The organism is Chryseobacterium proteolyticum, assembly GCF_046591535.1.
In the GTDB taxonomy this organism is placed as follows: domain Bacteria; phylum Bacteroidota; class Bacteroidia; order Flavobacteriales; family Weeksellaceae; genus Chryseobacterium; species Chryseobacterium proteolyticum.
Genome location: NZ_JBJLWK010000002.1, coordinates 632,339 through 649,677, shown reverse-complemented (window position 1 = coordinate 649,677; position 17,339 = coordinate 632,339). Strand labels below are relative to the sequence as shown.

Sequence of the window (17,339 nt, the reverse complement as noted above, 5' to 3'; positions counted from 1 at the left end):
TGTGAGTGTTATTGTAAAACATCTATGAGTAATGGATTGTTACCAGAATTTCCGGCTTTGCCTAATTGGTTATTAGAGCCGCTTCCTGCTCCATACAGTTTGAAATTCCCATTTTTATCTTTTACATGAATATACATATTGCTGACCCCAAAGGCAACATCAATCATCTGACCGTCAATATTACTTGTATCAGCTAATGTTAAAGTTTTAAGATGTGTGGTGCCACCTGTGGAAAGTCTTCCATTGGTGTTTCGCCCTGCCACAAAAAGTCTGTTTTTATTGGTAATTAAGGCAACACCGTAGTAATCTAAATCAAATCCAACAAATTTTTCATCAGCAGCGAGTAGTTCTGAAGTAACTTCGATGGGTGTAGTATTGGTTACACCTTGTATTCCGTAATCGTACACGTATCCAAAAGTAAAATATCTTCCCTGATTGGTAATAAATCCACCACCGTTGGTTGTATTATCCATGGTAATTTGAGAGACTTTTTCTCCAGAATTGAATATAGAAGATGTGTCGAGTAGAGTTGGAAGATAAACATTTCCATCAGGAAGCCCGATACGTTTTACATATCCACCGTTTAGTCCCCATACGTAAATATTTCCATCACTGGTAACGGCTACTGCCTGCTGCATTCCAACCTCCATATCAACGACTTCCTTGTCATCAAAAAAGGCTATTTTCTTAAAAGGTCTCACATCCGCTGTTTCTCCACCTCCTGTTACAGAATAAGCATAGTATCCTGAAACGTATAACTTTTTATCCACTCCCAAAACGAGGGCATTAAAATATCCGGCTGTAACACGCTCTGCAAGAACTCCACCAGGTAACGGAATAACTTTTGGGGCAAAAACATTTCCGGTGTTTCCATCACCGATTCTTCCATAAGTATTCGTTCCCCAACCCCATAAAGTTCCATCTTTGGCAACTGCTAGCCCATAAGTTTGTCCCATAGAAACATCTTTGAAAGAGTTGTTTTTAATAACGGGTATTGAATAATTGGAGGAATTTGAGCTAGGAATTTGTCCTCCGGTATTTGCTCCTAGACCATAGACTGCATCATTATCAATAGGATTAATATACACCATCGCATTATCCCTAACGACACCAATTTTTCTTCCTTTACGGCCTAATCTTATTTCCGGAGTTACATCATTTTCGTCTGCAAGACAATCCGACCAGCTTGTTGCTGAATTTCTGACCCTTAAACAATTCTTACTGTTGTCATAAACAAGAGTGCCTTCTAAAGGCTGGCTTACAGTAACTCCTGTTACAGATTCCGCAGTGGAAACTCTTGGAATAACGATTCCCAATTCTTTGTCTGTGTTTTGTAGGTGTAAAATGCCTTTTGGTGAAACTGTTCCTATACCTACCTGTGCATGAATAAGAAGATATTGCGCAAAATAGATGACTATTAAGCTAATTTTTTTGATCATTACTGTTTGTGTTTTTATTTTAGGCAGTAAAAATAATTTTTTTTTAGAATGACTTAAGATTAAAATTTCATTAAAAATTAATTTCACTTTTCATAGCTCATTATGAGTATCATCGGCCTTCGCAATTCATCTTTCATTTCTGAAAATTGTTTGAGCATTTCCTCACTTGGTTGGGCTTCTACAACTTCCTTTAATTTGAATCCTTGGTTTAATAAACAGCTAAGGTATGTCGTTAATGTTCTGTGGTATTTAACAACATTTTCACCAAGAAATGTAGTGTTTCTCCTTCCTTCGATAAAATAGTTATCCACCGGCCAATGTTGCTTTTCTCCATGGGTATCATAACTCCAGTCCTGAGTGCCTTCGGCAGTAAAAACAGGATGTTCTACAGAAAATACAAACTGACCTCCGGGTTTTAACCATTTGTAGATATTTTGAGCAATGGTATCAAATAATTCTACATAATGTAAGGTAAGAGAACTTAAAATTACATCAAAGGTTTGATTTGGATAAGTTACCTCTTCAAGAGCACTCCGAAAGTACTCAATACCTTTTAGGTTATTGATCTCTCTGGCTTTTTTCAAGCATTTTTTCAGAGAGATCAATTCCAATTACAGATTTTGCCCCTTGCTCTATAGCATATCGGCAGTGCCAGCCAAAACCACAACCGAGATCAAGTACATTCTTTTCTGTAAAATCGGGTAGCATATCCTTTAAAACATACCATTCTCCGGCTCCCTCCAATCCAAGTTGAGAGCGAAGCATTTTTTCATATTGTCTGAAAAAAGAAGGATCATCGTATTTGTTTTCTTTCATAATAAAAATGTACTTGTGAATCTGTTGTATAGATTAGCGGTCTTAATGCCTCATAATTAGAAATGGTAATTATCCAAATGCTCTTTTTAATAAACTTTCTACTTTCGGTTCACTTCCTCTGAAGTTTTTATATAATTCCATGGGATCTTTTGTTCCACCTGAAGACAGAAGGATTTTATATTTGGCAGCAATTTCCGGATTAAAGATTCCATTTTCTTTAAAATATTGGAATGCGTCCGCATCCAGAACTTCCGCCCATTTATAAGAATAATATCCGGCAGAATATCCCCCCTGGAAGATATGAGAGAAACTCGGACTCATAGCTGTTTCCGGATTCGTGGGATAGAGTTGGGTTGCTTTGGTGTATTTATCTTCAAAGTTCTTTACGCTTTCACTCTCTAATTCACCTGCATTGGTGTGGTACATCATGTCAAGTATTCCAAAACCTAACTGTCTCATCGTCTGATATCCCTCCATGAAGTTTTTAGATTGTTCAATTTTCTGAATCTTATCATCAGGAAGAACTTCACCTGTTTTATAATGCTTAGCAAAGGTTTTTAAAAATTCCGGCTCATAACAGAAATTTTCCAGGAATTGAGACGGCAGTTCCACAAAATCCCACTTTACCGAAGTGCCGGATAATCCTGGATACTGGGTATTGGCAAGCATACCATGTAAAGCATGGCCAAATTCATGGAATAACGTGGTTACCTCCTGAAATGTTAATAAGCTTGGAGTATCTTTGGTAGGTTTGCTGAAATTGCAGACGATTGAAATATGTGGGCGTGAGTTCTCACCATTCTTTTTATACTGACTTTTATAGCTGGTCATCCAGGCACCTGCTCTCTTACCTTTTCTGGGGAAGTAGTCGACATACAGCAATGATTTGTACTCTCCGTTTTCTTTTACTTCATAGGTTTTTACGTCGTCATGATATTTAGGAATATCGTTTCTTTCCTCAAAAGATAATCCAAATAGCTTGTTGGCTAATCCGAAAACCGCATCCTGAACCTGATTTAAAGGAAAATAAGGTTTAAGCTCTTCATCATTAAGATCAAATTTTTCTTTGCGAAGTTTTTCAGCGTAGAAAGGATGATCATAACCTTGCATTTCTTCAATACCATCTTCTTTTGCCAATCCTTTTAATTCGTCAATTTCTTTTCCTGCATAAGGTTTTGCCTTGGTCAGTAATTCATTTAAAAAATCCAAAACTTTAGCTGGAGATTTGGCCATTCTTTCTTCTAATACAAAGTCAGCATAATTTTTATATCCGAGCAATTCTGCTTTTTTCTGTTTCAGATTAATAATTTCTTTGATAAGGTTTTGATTGTCAAATTCACCGCCATCAAAAGATTTTTTACCATTGGCCAAAGCCAGTTCTTTTCTTAGTTCACGGTTTTCAGCATACGTAATGAATGGTACATAGCTTGGATATTGCAATGTAAGGACCCAGCCTTCTAGGTTTCTTTCTTTTGCTTCTTCAGCATATTGTTCTATGATGGCTTCAGGAATACCTGCCAAATCTTCTTTGTTGGTAATATGCTTAAAATAGGCGTTGGTTGATGCCAGTACATTTTGGCCGAATTTCAGGGATTTCAAAGATAAATCCATGTTGATCTTCTTTAACTTCTCTTTGTCCTCATCATTAAGTAATGCACCGCTTCGTACAAAACCTTTATAGGTTTCCTCCAAAAGAATTTGCTGCTCTTCATTAAGATTGTATTTCTCCTTCTCTTCATATACTTTTTTGATTTTGCTGAAGAGTGCTTCGTTTTGCGAAATTTTTGAAGAATATTCACTTAAAATAGGTGAAACTTCTTCTGCGATTTGTTGTAATTCATCGTTTGTTTCCGCAGAATTTACATTGAAAAAAATATTGGAAAGAATATCTAATTTTTCACCGGAGTAGGCGAGTGCTTCAATAACATTCTCAAATGTGGGAGCTTCATTATTATCAACAATAGCGTTGATTTCTTCCTCAGATCTCTGTATTAGTTCTTTAAAAGCGGGAAGATAATCTTCATTTCTAATTTGATCAAAAGGAGCAGTATGGTAAGGTGTTTTGAAGTTTTCTGTTAAAATATTCATTATTCTATTTTTTATTGATGTAAACTTGATTTTTGAATTCGTCAAAAATAATGCCTTAATTATCGGTTATGACAAAAAGTAGCGATCAGCATAATCTTGTCATAAGAAAAGCAGTGTTATAACAGGAATGCGTAATTTTGGCTTAACATTAAAATCTAAAAACTATGAAAACAATTTTGAAAATCTTAGGGATACTCATTGTTTTAGCTATTTTGTATGCCGTATTTGCTATGGTGGCTTTCAGCAACAAGTATCATTTCGAAAGATCAGTAGTTATCAATGCTCCGAAGGAAAAAGTATGGGAACATGTTGGATCTACAAAAGCTTTTAATACCTGGAATCCTTTCATTAAACCAGATAAAAACATTGCAATCAGCTATTCCGGTACGAGTGGTGAAGTAGGAGATTCTTACAAATGGAAGGGGAATAACGATGTTGGAGAAGGAGTACAAACCGTTACTGCAGTAACCCCCAATGAAAAAATAACCAGTAAACTTCACTTTATCAGACCTTTCGAAGGTGAAGCAGTTGCAAATTTTATCCTGACTCCGGAAGGAAATGGAACTAAAGTAACCTGGACTATGGATGATGAGCTCAGCACTATGATGAAACCTATGAAGCCTATGATGGATAGCCAGATGGGAAAGACTTTTGATCAGGGGCTCGGGGAACTTAAGAAATTAACAGAGCGGTAAAATAAGAAAAGCCTTGTGAGCAGACAGGGCTTTTTAAACCTGATTTTTAATTTTTCGGAGATAAATATATTTATTTAAAAAAATATTATCTTTATGTAAAGATTAGATTTATGGAGAAGATCGTATTTGAGAAAAGTGACATAAGAAATTATGTTAAAAACGTGATCGCCGAAAAGATTGAGAAGCTAAAGAATTTTATAGAATTCACTTTGGATGCGAGCCGAGACATTAAGAAGACTCCAAAATATGACAGCATGCGCGAAGAAATGCAGGAAGAGATTTATCAGATGCAGAAGCAGCTTGGAGCACTTAATGACCTGAAAAGGAATATGTCGAAAGTTCTAAATAATGCCACGGAAAAAGTTCAATTGGGTTCTTTGGTGATAACCAATAAAGCAAGATTTTACATTTCGGTTTCTTTGGGTGAATTCTTTTTTGAAGGAGATCGTTTCTATGCCATTTCACCGCAAAGCCCTATGGCTAAAAAGATGATGGGAATGAAACCGGGAGATGCTTTTACTTTGAATAATATTCATCAGAAAATTGTTGAAGTACTTTAGATTAGTACCATGTATTTCATGATTATCAATTAAACATCAATAATACGGCGATTACTGAATAAGAAAAATTAATATTCATAATTAATAATATGCTTATTCGCAATCGTCTCACATCAACTTTTTCGTAATTTTGTCTCTATGAATAAAGCAGAAATTCTAAAAGAGATCATAGAACAAAGAAGAAGTATCTTCCCTAAAGATTATACCGAAACAAAAATCTCTCAGGATATCCTTGATGAGATTTTACATTCCGCAACACTGGCTCCGAATCATAAACGTACAAAACCATGGCGTTTTAAAACCTTCCGGGGTGAAGAAAAAGCTCAGCTGGCTTTAGAAATGCAGAATATTTACAAAGCAACCCAGTCCGAACAAACTTTCCTGCAGAAGAAATATGATGATATAGGCTTTAAAATAAACAAAGCTGATGTTGTTGTTTCCATTGTGGTCAACTTCAGTGGAATGGTGCCGGAATGGGAGGAAATAGCAGCTGTTTCAATGGCTGTACAGAATATGTATCTTACTTGCACAGCCAATGAAATAGGGTGTTATTGGAGTTCTCCTGGAATTGTCAATCACCTGAAAGATTCTTTAACCATTGAAGAAAACCAAAGATGTTTAGGGCTTTTCTATATGGGAAGACAGGATTAAATTAATTATGTCTGTGAAATTAATTCTACCGAAGGAAGTTATTTTTTAATCACCTGATAGGTAGGATTAGTTTCATCGGTCATATCCAAAACTACATCATAAGTGCCTTCATTGGCTATTTTTATATTATTGCCATGTTCTACCAGTTTCCCATATCCGTTGATACCTAATTCTATTACCCATTCATTATTGCTTCTGAACTTTATTTCACCCGGTTTCAAAAGGATATTTTGAGCCTTCAAAATATTGGTGTTTTTGTTCTCAGAAATTAATTTTATATCTGGTCCGCCCCATCCGTTTGGAGTAGCACTTCCTGTAATTCCCCAAGAAAAAGAATCACTGGTCTTTTCAGCTTCTGTGATCTTCCCATCTGGAGAGGTTATTTTTAACAAATTGACCTTTCCGTCTTTATCAGATTCAAATTCAAATCGAATTTTGTTCCCGTCATTATCTTCAGTGTAAAACTTCCTGTCACTTTCCGGGAAGAAAACCTTGTTTCTTGTGTCAGAATCAACCAAAGTAAGCATACCATCATTAACGGAAATATAAAAATTAGAGTCTGAGGTGTTGTAAATTCCTTTTAATTGATTTAGCCTGTTGAAATCAATGTTAATACGGGTAGGAATCTGATAAGGCAGGTTATAAAAAATAGAGACTATTTTGCTTGTCATTGAATAAAGACTGTCATCTCGCAGATTGCTTAATATGATAATGCTGATGTTGTCTTGTGGAATTGTAAAGAATCTTGAAACGAATCCAGGGCCACCACCATCATGCCCAACAGTTTCTTTTCCTTTTATCGGAGACATATCCCAGCCATAACCATAATGGTAATTATGAAATGGTGTTTGTGCTTTTTCTAAAGTTTCCTTTTTCAGAATTTTATAACTCTTAAGTCCCTCCTCGTATTTATACAAATCTTCCACTGTAGAATACATTGCTCCTGCAGTATGGGGATGGTCGTAATCATAGACTATACCTTCCCGGAAATTATTCTTTGATAAAAATTCATACCCCGTTGTTTTGTTTTTATTTTTCAATTCTTTAAACCCAAAACCGGTATTGGTCATTTTTAACGGATCGAGAATGTACTTTTGAATAGCTTTCTGGTAAGACATTCCAGCAGTCTTGTTGATGATATATCCTAATAAATAATAGTTGGAATTACTGTAATTCCATTGGCTTCCGGGAGAAAAATCCAAGGGTTGAGCTTTTATAAAATTTATAAATGTTTTCTCATCTTTTGTATCTTCAGGATTAGCATTATTCTGAATTCCGGAAGTATGAGTTAATAATTGTTCAATAGTGATACTATCTCCTTTTGGAAAGTTAGGGAAATACTTTGTCAGTTTATCCTGTAAGGATAATTTTCCCATGTCATTTAATAGTAAAATTGTCGTTGCAGTAAATGACTTTGTTGTAGAGTATATTCTGTAGATACTTTGATTGGTGTTTTTTTCCTGTGTTTGGAAGTTTTTGATACCGTAACTTTTTTCAAAAATTATTTTTCCTTTTTCTGAGACCAGAACACTCCCGTTAAAACGATTGAGTTGGCTGTAAGCGCTAATTAATTTTTCAATCTTTTCCTTTTTAGATTGACTTTGTACACTTTGACATAACAACAGAATTGTAGCAAACAGCAATAAATTTTTCATCAATTTAGATTTTGTCCCCAAAGATCTAAAAAAAAATGTATCCGGGACCTGTCTCCAAAAAATAATTGTTTCCACTTTAACCGAACCTGGCTGTAATCCGGATTTCTTTTTTACTTGTTATACGATGAGACAGATAAATTATTACATTTTTATTGATACATTAGAAATTTTATTTATCTTTGCACACTTAAATATTTAACTGGGACGAGTTCCCTTAAAATTCAAACATTATGTCAGTAAAAATCAGATTACAAAGACACGGTAAAAAAGGAAAACCTTTTTTCCACATCGTGGTTGCAGATGCTAGAGCTAGAAGAGACGGTAGATTCATCGAAAAACTAGGAACTTACAACCCAATTACTAACCCTGCAACAATTGATTTGAACGTTGATTCTGCTGTAAAGTGGTTAAACAACGGTGCTCAACCAACTGATACTGCAAGAGCTATCCTTTCTTACAAAGGAGTACTTTACAAAAAACACTTACAAGGTGGTGTTGCTAAAGGAGCTTTTGATGAGGCTGAGGCTGAAAAAAGATTTGCTGCTTGGGTAGATGCTAAAGAACAAAAAGTGCAAGGGAAAGTAGAAGGTTTATCTAAAGCTCAGGCTGATGCTAAAAAAGCTGCTTTAGAAGCTGAAGTAAAAGTAAATGAAGCTAGACTAGCTGCTGCTGCACAAGCTGAGGCTGATGCTAAAGCTGCTGAGGAAGCTGCTAACGCACCTGCTGAAGAAGTTGTTGCTGAAGAAACTGCAGAAGGAGAAGCTCCAGCTGCTGAAACTGAAGAAAACACTGAAGCTTAAGAAACACCATGTATGCGTAAAGACGATTGCTACTTTTTAGGTAAAATCACACGCAGACATGGCCTTGCGGGAAACGTTATCCTTAAATTGGATACCGATCAACCCGAACTTTACAATAAACTGGAATCAATATTCGTTGAAATCAACGGACTATTGGTTCCTTTTTTTATTGAAAAATCATCCTGGAGCAAGTCTGATGCTCTGAATATCGCATTTAGAAACTCTTCTGAAGCATTAGTGGATCAGTCATTGGGGAAAAGTGTATACTTACCGCTTGCTTCCCTTCCTAAACTCACCGGAAAACAATTTTATTACCACGAAGTAATTGGTTTTACTATTTTTGATGAACATGATAATGACTGTGGTGTTATTCGTTCAATCAATGATCAGACAGCTCAAACGTATTTTGTAACCAACCTGGATGGAAAAGAAGTTGTTATTCCTATCATTAAAGACTGGATTCTCGAAGTAAACAGAGAAGAAAGGTTTATTAAAATGCAATTGCCTGAAGGGCTTATTGATGTCTTTCTAGTTCCATCTAAGAAGGACGAGTAACATCTGTTGCATTACCTATTTAAAAGATTTCTATGTTTTAACGGGGTAACTCCCATGTTTTCCCTGAAGCAAAGGATGAAATGGCTCTGATCAGAAAAACCGCATTCAAGAGCGATATCTGTTAGGAATCCATAATTTCTATGAAGAAAACCAAGTGATTTATTTACTTTCAATTTTGGTTAAACCATTAAAATCAAGAGTTTGACTGGTTTGCCCGAAAAATTCACCTTTACGAAGTGAGTCCATTATAATTTTTCCTTTAGATTTTCAATTTGCTGATACATTGCATTAAAGAACATTTTTCTATCTCTGTTTCCTGAAGTGTTCAATGATCTGGAATTTTTAATCTGATGCTCAAAATAACTTAATGAGTCCTGGCAGGTCATCTTGTCATTGGTCATCATATATCCAAACATACTGAACGGAATAAAGAAAGAGCACTGTTGATCATTTTTAAATAAAATACTGTTGTTTAAAATTACTAAATCATTAGCAAATATTTGAAAATTAGACTTTTGAAGCATTTTTTTTTTCTAAATCTTCTAATAATTTTTTTGAGATCTTCCAGGATCAGAGAGGCTTCTTCTTTTTTTAATAATCCAATTTCGGAGTAAAAAGAAATCTGTCTTAATACACTCATGATTGTGGTGTCATTCCAGATTTCTGTGACATTCTGTTTTTCGTACAATTCGATTAGCATCTCATTTTTAGGAGAATGATACTCCATTTTGAATTCATTAAACGGGCTCAGAAACTGATCCTGATTTAATAAATTCATCCACACATAAAATTTAAAGCGGGATAAAATGGAATCTGAAATCGTATAGAAAAATGGAATGTCCTTTGCAGAATAATAGACCTGAGAATTGGTGATGTTGTGGAAAACATCGAGAATCTCAAGTGAGTTTTCAAAATAGTTTAATAAGTCTTCTGTGGTTCGTACCGGCTGTGTTCTTCTTACGACCAGTTGATTTTCAGTTCTTAAATATTGATCCAAAGAAATCTGATAATGTTTAGCCAGTTCCAATGCCTCCTCAAAACTAAATTTAGCTTTTAAAGAAGTTCTCCTATGAGCCGCATCATAACTTATATTCAGAATATTGGCGATCTCATCATTTAATGAGCGATCACCTATTTTTCTTCGGATCTCCTTTAGTAGTGCTTCCTGATGCATAATTTGTGATTTTCACAAATGTAGTATTTTTTTTTAATTCCTTTTCACATTGAGACTAGACTGTTCTGCTGATAATTTTGAATTGTAATTTTTAAGTAATCAGCTATGAAAACAATCATTTTTTCTATAATTAGTGTTATTGCAACTAGCGTATTATACGCTCAGGATAGTATTGCCGTTTTAGAAACGAAAACGAAAATAATTGCATTTACTCCCTTGAAAAAAGATATCAAAGAAGTAGATGGAATTGCTGTAGGAATGGGAGATGCTTTTGATTATCATAAAGGAAGGGTGAGGAAAATCAATGGAATTAATTTAGAACCTAATCCAGTAGGTGTTTTGATCTGGATGTTATTTGATCCTTCAAAATCTACGAATGCAATGCCCCATCTTGTGGTAAATGGTCTTACTATTTCCGGTGCAGGATATGGAAGAGGTACAAGTCATAATGGAATTACTATTTCATTATATAATTATGGGTATACTATGAAAGGTATTTCAATTGGAGGTCTTTCTACTGATATTAATAAAGGAAGTGGAATACTGATTTCTGGTCTGGGAGTAAGCAGTGCAGAATTGAATGGCATAAGTATTTCAGCATTCAACGATTCGAATCAGCTAAAAGGAGTACAGATTGGCATTTATAATAAAGGTCATGAGGCAAAAGGGATGCAGGTTGGTTTGTTTAATAAATCCCGTAAGATGAAAGGGCTGCAGATTGGTTTTTGGAACAAGAACGGTAAACGTAGTCTGCCTTTTATCAACTTTTAAATCTGTAATATGAAAGTTTTAGCTCTTTGTGTATTAATGGTAGTCAATCTACATGCACAACTGCTTACAGAATCTACAAAGAAGGAGAGGAGATCAATGGTCGAAGCGGGAGGTTTTCTTAGTTTTTCATCTTATAAAGAGAGCCAGATGCCTGGTGTCTATGTAGGTTACTGGTATAGGTTTCCTATTGAAGAAAATAAAGCTCATCTTGAATTTGGGTTAAATTTTTATCATAGCACAAGCAGATACGATTTTGAGTATGGTAAAAACGGAGAATTTTATCATGTCAGATCTAAAGAATTTTTATTGAATATAGGATTAAGAATGGTAAAAGAATATCCAGTCCAGAATAACAGCTTAGAATGGGTGAGTGAACTGAGTATGCATAACCTTTTCTTTAATGGGAATGGTATTCCTGGTGATAAGCCAGAAAAAGACAATGGAAATACGATATATGTCGATACAAATACCATGAGTACTGCATCATTAAGGATCGGTCAGGGAATAAGATTTTGGAAGAATAATTTTGGATTGGGGATACAAGGATCTTATATGCCTTTTAGGCTTTTACAGAAAAACGCAGTTCCATCCGGTTTTAATTCTTTTTCAATAGAAACAAGTATACATTTTAAATTTTAAAAACAGTGCATCATGAAAAAGTTACCATACATACTTACCGCAATACGGTTTTTTATTGCTCCAACTGTACTCTTATTAAGCTATTTGAAAGGTGAGGGATTCAGGTCTTTAATCTTAGTATTGATGTATATTGGACTATTAACAGATATTTTTGATGGAATTGTTGCCCGAAAGACAGGTGTTTCCTCTGAAAAATTAAGAAGGCTGGATAGCCAGACAGATCTTATTTTTTGGCTCTCTTTAGGAGTCTCATCATATATTCTGAATCCTGAACTGATAAAAAAGGAATGGACAGGTATTCTTCTGATTTTTATTATGGAGGCTCTGTGTTATATAATTAGCATCTGGAAATTTGGAAAAGAGACCTGTACACACGCTTTTCTTGCAAAGATGTGGGGAGTAAGTCTGTTGATTGCCTTTACATACCTCATTGGATTTCAGGAAATCACTTGGGCTTTCTATCTGTCACTTGGTCTGGGGTTGATTTCCCATATCGATGTGATCTTAATCATTTTACTTCTTCCAAAATGGGAATATGATGTTCCAAGCTCCTATCATGCCTGGAAAATAAGAAGAGGTAAACAAAGGAAAAAAACGATATTCTTTAACTAAATTGAATATGAAAAATAGATTTTATATTAAATAATGGGTCGATGATTTTTTAAAGACGACGCAATCATCAACTTGCGCTGTTTTTTTGTAACTTTGCAGACATTAATTTTTATACGAAAATTTATAATCAACAAATGAAAAAGCAAACGATTAAAGAAATCCTACAGGATTACAAAAAGGTATTACATCATGACATTACGGTATACGGTTGGGTAAAAGCTTTCCGTGCAAATCGCTTTATAGCATTAAATGATGGATCTACAATTAATAATTTGCAAATAATTGTTGACTTTGAAAATTTCGATAAAGAAATTATCAATAAGATCAGTACAGCTTCTTCCCTAAAAGTGGTAGGAGAGGTTGTTGAAAGCCAGGGTGCAGGACAAACGGTAGAGATTATTGCTAAGAAGATTGTTATTTTAGGAGATAACTTTACGGAGGAGCTACAGACAACGATTCTTCAGCCAAAGAAACACAGTCTGGAAAAACTTCGTGAGCAGGCGCATTTAAGATTCAGAACCAATTTATTTGGTGCTGTATTCAGAGTACGTCATGCGGTAACTTTTGCTATTCATTCATTCTTTAACAAAAATCAGTTTTTCAACATTCATACACCGATCATTACAGGTGCAGATGCTGAAGGAGCGGGAGAAATGTTCGGGGTGACTGGTTTTGATCTGAATAATATTCCGAGAACAGAAGATGGAGCTATTGATTATAGTCAGGATTTCTTTGGAAAGCAAACCAATCTTACTGTTTCCGGACAGCTGGAAGGCGAAACTGCTGCTATGGGATTGGGAAGAATTTATACCTTCGGACCTACGTTCCGTGCTGAAAATTCAAATACTACCCGTCACCTTGCGGAATTCTGGATGGTAGAGCCAGAGGTTGCTTTCAACAACCTTGAAGATAACATTGATCTGGCAGAAGATTTCCTGAAATATGTGATCCAGTATGTATTGGATAACTGTAAAGATGATCTTGAATTTTTAGATAAAAGATTTGCCGAAGAACAAAAAGCTAAGCCTGAAAAGGAAAGAGCTAAAGAAGGTCTTATAGAAAAGCTTCAAAATGTAGTGGCTAAACGTTTTATGCGTGTAAGCTATACGGAAGCTATTGAAATATTATTGAATTCTAAAGAGAATAAGAAAGGAAAATTCCAGTTCCCAATCGAAAGCTGGGGGGCCGATCTCCAGTCTGAGCATGAAAGATTCCTGGTAGAGAAACATTTTGAAAGCCCGGTAGTTCTTTTTGATTATCCGAAAGATATCAAAGCATTCTACATGCGTTTGAATGATGATAACAAAACAGTAGGAGCAATGGATGTTCTTTTCCCTGGAATCGGAGAAATCATCGGAGGTTCTGAAAGGGAGGAAAGAATTGAAGTTCTTAGACAGAAAATGAAGGAAATGCATGTTGAGGAAGAAGAACTTTGGTGGTATATGGATACCAGAAAATTTGGTTCGGTACCTCACTCAGGATTTGGATTAGGTCTGGAAAGACTTATTCTTTTTGTAACAGGGATGACGAATATCAGAGACGTGATTCCTTTTCCAAGAACGCCGAAAAGTGCTGAATTCTAGATACAAAAAAAGCCTTAAATTTAATTTAAGGCTTTTTTATTTTTAATAATAGCTTATTATGTTAAATTATATAATGCAAAAATCATGCTAAATATGAAATTTTTAAAAAAAAATTGATTAAATTCGTGGAATATCTTATGTTAAAACACAAAGAGTAATATGCTTAAACAACACTTACAACTCAAACTAGGACAAAAGTTGGCTCCTCAGCAGATCCAATTAATGAAGCTGATTCAACTTCATACTTTGGAATTTGAAGAGGAACTGGAAAGAGAGTTAGAAGAAAACCCAGCCCTGGAAATCGCAAAGGAGGAATCTAAAGAGGATGATTATGCTTCTCTTGAGGATTCTTATGAGAATGAAGGAAATGAAAGCATTGAAACTGATTTTGATGTGAATGAATATATCTATGATGATGAGCCAAGCTATAAAACTGCTTCGAGTAATTATTCTGCGGACGATGAGGAATTCGATAATGAAAGCCTTCTGACCGAAGGGCAGTCTCTATACGATTATCTATTGGAACAGATCCATCTGGCCAACATCAATCCTGAGGACATAAAAATTGCAGAATATATTATTGGGAATCTGGATACCGATGGATACCTTAGAAGGGAGATCAAGTCTATTGTAGATGATCTTGCTTTCTCACAGGGTATTTATACAACTATAGAAAAGGCTGAAGATATTCTGGAAAATTATGTACAGAAACTGGACCCGCCGGGAGTAGGAGCGAGGGGATTACAGGAATGTCTTCTTCTGCAAATCGAGAAGAAGGTAAGTTCGGATAAAGCTGTTTCTTTAGCAGCTAATATTTTGAGACATCAGTTTGATGCTTTAACCAATAAGCATTATAATAAAATCATCCAGAAGTATGATATCGAAGAAGAAGATCTGAAAGATGCTCTGGAAGAAATTTCGAAACTATCTCCTAAAGTCGGAGGTAATTTTGATACGCAAACGATAACGATCAATCAGGAAATTATCCCGGATTTTGTAATTCAGGTGAAGGATGGAGTGGTTATTCCGATGCTTAATAGTAAGAATGCACCTACATTAAGGGTTTCTGAAGAATATAAAGATATCCTTACCACCTATTCTCATGATAAAAACTCTTCAGAGCATAAACAAGCTGCATTATTTATCAAGCAAAAGCTGGATGCAGCGAAATGGTATATTGATGCAATCAACCAGCGTCAGAATACCTTATTGCAAACGATTACGGCTATTGTAAAGTTTCAGAAGGAGTATTTTATTACCGGAGATGAAAAATCTTTAAAACCGATGATTCTTAAAGATATTGCAGATATCACAGGTTTTGATATTTCTACGATTTCAAGAGTAGTAAAAAGTAAATATGCTGATACACCAAACGGTATTATTTATCTTAAAGACCTCTTTTCTGACAGTTTAACGAACGATGATGGAGAAGAAGTTTCTACTAAAGAAATTAAAACTCATCTTCAGGAAGTGATCAGTAAAGAAAATAAAAGAAAGCCTCTTACCGATGACGCCTTAGTAGTTATCTTAAAAGAACAGGGATATAATATTGCCCGAAGAACAATTGCAAAATACAGGGAACAACTTAACATTCCAGTTGCAAGATTAAGAAAAGAACTTTAAAAAATATAAATGCCCGGAGAGCCGGGCATTTTTTATGGTTATATTAATTGTTCCTTAAGTGGTCTAGTTTTAATTCTTTAACAGAGATCTCACGCATTTCAACCTTTCTTATTTTTCCTGAAATCGTCATTGGGAATTCTTCTACAAATTTCCAGTATTTAGGAATCTTGTAATGGGCAATCTTCCCGGTACAGTAGTTAAGAAGTTCATCTTCGGTTACATCAAAGCCATTCCTCACCTTCACCCATGCCATTACTTCTTCTCCGAACTTTTCGCTGGGAACACCTATAATCTGCACATCCAGGATGTTGGGATAGGTATATAGAAAATCTTCAATTTCCTTTGGGGAAATATTTTCACCGCCACGGATAATGAGATCTTTTATTCTTCCGGAAATGGTAATATAACCTTCAGAATCCATTACAGCAAGGTCGCCGGTATGCATCCATCGGGCATCATCAATAACCTTTCTTGTATTTTCCGGATCATTCCAGTACTTGAGCATTACAGAGTATCCCCGGGTACAAAGTTCGCCATGCTCACCACGTTCCACAGTTCTGCCATTCTCATCTATGATTTTTATTTCAAGGTGATCCTGAACGGTACCCACGGTACTTACCTGTTTTTCCAAAGATGTTCCTATTAATGTCTGGGTTGAAACCGGTGAGGTTTCCGTCATTCCATAGCAAATACTCATTTCTTTGATATTCATAAGACTTTCCACCTTTTTCATGATTTCTGGTGGACATACAGACCCGGCCATAACTCCGGTTCTTAAATTAGAGAAATCAAATGTATTAAAATCTTTTACTGCCAATTCGGCGATAAACATGGTAGGAACTCCGTACAATGACGTGCATTTTTCATCAGAAACCACCTGTAGGGTAATGTCCGGATCAAAGCTCTCATTGGGAATTACAATACAGGCGCCATGTGCAGTACAACAAATGTTTCCTATAACCATCCCAAAGCAATGATAAAACGGTACAGGAATACAAACTCTATCCTTTTCTGTGTAATGCAGCCGTATTCCGATAAAGTAACCATTATTCAGGATATTATGATGGGAAAGGGTAACTCCTTTGGGAAAACCGGTTGTACCGGATGTATATTGGATATTAACGGGATCATCAAATTCGATATTTTCTTCAAAATTTCGTAAGGTTTCATCGGAAACTGAATTTCCTTTTTCCAGAAACTGTTCCCAACTGTCGTCAAAGAAAATAGCACCGTCCAATGTAGGGCATACTTCCTTTGCATATTCAACCATTTCTTTATAATTACTGGTCTTAAAGGATAAAGAAGAAAAGATAAAACGAACTTCTGACTGATTGAGAACGTATGTGAGTTCGTGAGTTCTGTATGCAGGATTTATATTCACTAAAGTGCTGCCAATTCTTGCAGTAGCATATTGAAGCAGTACCCATTCATACCTGTTGGCAGACCAGATTCCTATCCTGTCACCAGATTTTGTGCCTAAGTGAATAAGAGCTTTAGCAACGGCTGTGGTCTGGTCATAAAATTCTTTGTAGCTTGCTCGATAGTTCTGCTGAACAGAAACTAAAGCTTCATGATCAGGGTATTTTTCAACTGTTCTTTTAAGGTTTTTACCGATTGTTTCTCCAAGTAAAGGAATATTTGAAGCTCCGGATACATAAGATAAAGCCATACAAAAAGA

19 protein-coding genes are annotated in these 17,339 nt (G+C 35.5%); 10 read left to right on the top strand and 9 right to left on the bottom strand.

Annotated elements, in window-relative coordinates:
- Window positions 1–8 precede the first annotated feature (8 nt).
- From ACJ5H0_RS08940 to ACJ5H0_RS08930, 4 genes are all read right to left on the bottom strand, one after another.
- Window positions 9–1,439, bottom strand: a complete 1,431-nt coding sequence (locus tag ACJ5H0_RS08940; protein WP_306613980.1) for an RCC1 domain-containing protein — start codon at window positions 1,437–1,439, stop codon at window positions 9–11.
- Window positions 1,440–1,522: 83 nt separating this feature from the next.
- On the bottom strand, window positions 1,523–2,023 hold the full coding sequence (locus ACJ5H0_RS08935) for a class I SAM-dependent methyltransferase (RefSeq protein WP_458796239.1): 501 nt from the start codon (window positions 2,021–2,023) through the stop codon (window positions 1,523–1,525).
- Window positions 1,998–2,255, bottom strand: a complete 258-nt coding sequence (locus ACJ5H0_RS23135; protein WP_458796238.1) for a class I SAM-dependent methyltransferase — start codon at window positions 2,253–2,255, stop codon at window positions 1,998–2,000. The genes ACJ5H0_RS08935 and ACJ5H0_RS23135 overlap by 26 nt, the downstream gene beginning before the upstream one ends.
- 69 nt (window positions 2,256–2,324) lie before the next feature.
- Complete coding sequence (locus ACJ5H0_RS08930; protein WP_411248991.1) at window positions 2,325–4,343, bottom strand: M3 family metallopeptidase; 2,019 nt, start codon at window positions 4,341–4,343, stop codon at window positions 2,325–2,327.
- Window positions 4,344–4,507: 164 nt separating this feature from the next.
- On the opposite strand from ACJ5H0_RS08930, the gene ACJ5H0_RS08925 reads away from it, so the two are divergent.
- The 3 genes from ACJ5H0_RS08925 to ACJ5H0_RS08915 all read left to right on the top strand — a co-directional run bounded on the left by ACJ5H0_RS08925 (window position 4,508) and on the right by ACJ5H0_RS08915 (window position 6,249).
- Window positions 4,508–5,038 (top strand): SRPBCC family protein, encoded by a 531-nt coding sequence (locus ACJ5H0_RS08925; RefSeq protein ID WP_411248989.1) that lies wholly within the window; start codon window positions 4,508–4,510, stop codon window positions 5,036–5,038.
- Between the two features lie 110 nt (window positions 5,039–5,148).
- Window positions 5,149–5,598 carry a hypothetical protein gene (locus ACJ5H0_RS08920; protein ID WP_172280109.1) on the top strand — a complete coding sequence of 150 codons (450 nt, stop codon included), beginning with the start codon at window positions 5,149–5,151 and terminating at the stop codon, window positions 5,596–5,598.
- 138 nt (window positions 5,599–5,736) lie between these two features.
- The gene (locus ACJ5H0_RS08915; RefSeq protein ID WP_273649147.1) at window positions 5,737–6,249 is read left to right on the top strand and encodes a nitroreductase family protein; all 513 of its coding nucleotides are present in this window, start codon (window positions 5,737–5,739) and stop codon (window positions 6,247–6,249) included.
- A 38-nt stretch (window positions 6,250–6,287) separates the two neighbouring features.
- On the opposite strand, the gene ACJ5H0_RS08910 is transcribed toward ACJ5H0_RS08915, so the two are convergent.
- Complete coding sequence (locus ACJ5H0_RS08910; protein WP_411248987.1) at window positions 6,288–7,904, bottom strand: serine hydrolase; 1,617 nt, start codon at window positions 7,902–7,904, stop codon at window positions 6,288–6,290.
- 230 nt (window positions 7,905–8,134) lie between these two features.
- On the opposite strand from ACJ5H0_RS08910, the gene ACJ5H0_RS08905 reads away from it, so the two are divergent.
- On the top strand, window positions 8,135–8,704 hold the full coding sequence (locus tag ACJ5H0_RS08905) for a 30S ribosomal protein S16 (protein WP_172280105.1): 570 nt from the start codon (window positions 8,135–8,137) through the stop codon (window positions 8,702–8,704).
- 12 nt (window positions 8,705–8,716) lie between these two features.
- The gene (gene rimM / locus ACJ5H0_RS08900) at window positions 8,717–9,259 is read left to right on the top strand and encodes a ribosome maturation factor RimM (RefSeq protein WP_411248985.1); all 543 of its coding nucleotides are present in this window, start codon (window positions 8,717–8,719) and stop codon (window positions 9,257–9,259) included.
- A gap of 11 nt (window positions 9,260–9,270) precedes the next feature.
- Here rimM and ACJ5H0_RS08895 read toward each other — a convergent pair whose 3' ends face one another.
- The 3 genes from ACJ5H0_RS08895 to ACJ5H0_RS08885 form a co-directional block, all read right to left on the bottom strand.
- The gene (locus ACJ5H0_RS08895) at window positions 9,271–9,432 is read right to left on the bottom strand and encodes an AraC family transcriptional regulator (RefSeq protein WP_411248983.1); all 162 of its coding nucleotides are present in this window, start codon (window positions 9,430–9,432) and stop codon (window positions 9,271–9,273) included.
- 72 nt (window positions 9,433–9,504) lie between these two features.
- Entirely contained in the window at window positions 9,505–9,675 is a 171-nt protein-coding gene (locus tag ACJ5H0_RS08890; protein WP_411248981.1) for a hypothetical protein, read from the bottom strand.
- Window positions 9,676–9,740: 65 nt separating this feature from the next.
- Entirely contained in the window at window positions 9,741–10,433 is a 693-nt protein-coding gene (locus ACJ5H0_RS08885) for a helix-turn-helix domain-containing protein (protein WP_411248979.1), read from the bottom strand.
- Between the two features lie 105 nt (window positions 10,434–10,538).
- On the opposite strand from ACJ5H0_RS08885, the gene ACJ5H0_RS08880 reads away from it, so the two are divergent.
- From ACJ5H0_RS08880 to rpoN, 5 genes are all read left to right on the top strand, one after another.
- Window positions 10,539–11,204 carry an LA_2272 family surface repeat-containing protein gene (locus tag ACJ5H0_RS08880; protein ID WP_411248977.1) on the top strand — a complete coding sequence of 222 codons (666 nt, stop codon included), beginning with the start codon at window positions 10,539–10,541 and terminating at the stop codon, window positions 11,202–11,204.
- A 9-nt stretch (window positions 11,205–11,213) separates the two neighbouring features.
- Entirely contained in the window at window positions 11,214–11,843 is a 630-nt protein-coding gene (locus tag ACJ5H0_RS08875) for a hypothetical protein (RefSeq protein WP_411248975.1), read from the top strand.
- Between the two features lie 12 nt (window positions 11,844–11,855).
- Window positions 11,856–12,455 (top strand): CDP-alcohol phosphatidyltransferase family protein, encoded by a 600-nt coding sequence (locus ACJ5H0_RS08870; RefSeq protein ID WP_411248973.1) that lies wholly within the window; start codon window positions 11,856–11,858, stop codon window positions 12,453–12,455.
- A 134-nt stretch (window positions 12,456–12,589) separates the two neighbouring features.
- Entirely contained in the window at window positions 12,590–14,038 is a 1,449-nt protein-coding gene (gene asnS / locus ACJ5H0_RS08865; protein ID WP_411248971.1) for an asparagine--tRNA ligase, read from the top strand.
- A 159-nt stretch (window positions 14,039–14,197) separates the two neighbouring features.
- On the top strand, window positions 14,198–15,661 hold the full coding sequence (gene rpoN / locus ACJ5H0_RS08860; RefSeq protein ID WP_172280097.1) for an RNA polymerase factor sigma-54: 1,464 nt from the start codon (window positions 14,198–14,200) through the stop codon (window positions 15,659–15,661).
- Window positions 15,662–15,704: 43 nt separating this feature from the next.
- Here rpoN and ACJ5H0_RS08855 read toward each other — a convergent pair whose 3' ends face one another.
- The gene (locus tag ACJ5H0_RS08855; RefSeq protein WP_411248969.1) at window positions 15,705–17,330 is read right to left on the bottom strand and encodes an AMP-binding protein; all 1,626 of its coding nucleotides are present in this window, start codon (window positions 17,328–17,330) and stop codon (window positions 15,705–15,707) included.
- Window positions 17,331–17,339 lie beyond the last annotated feature (9 nt).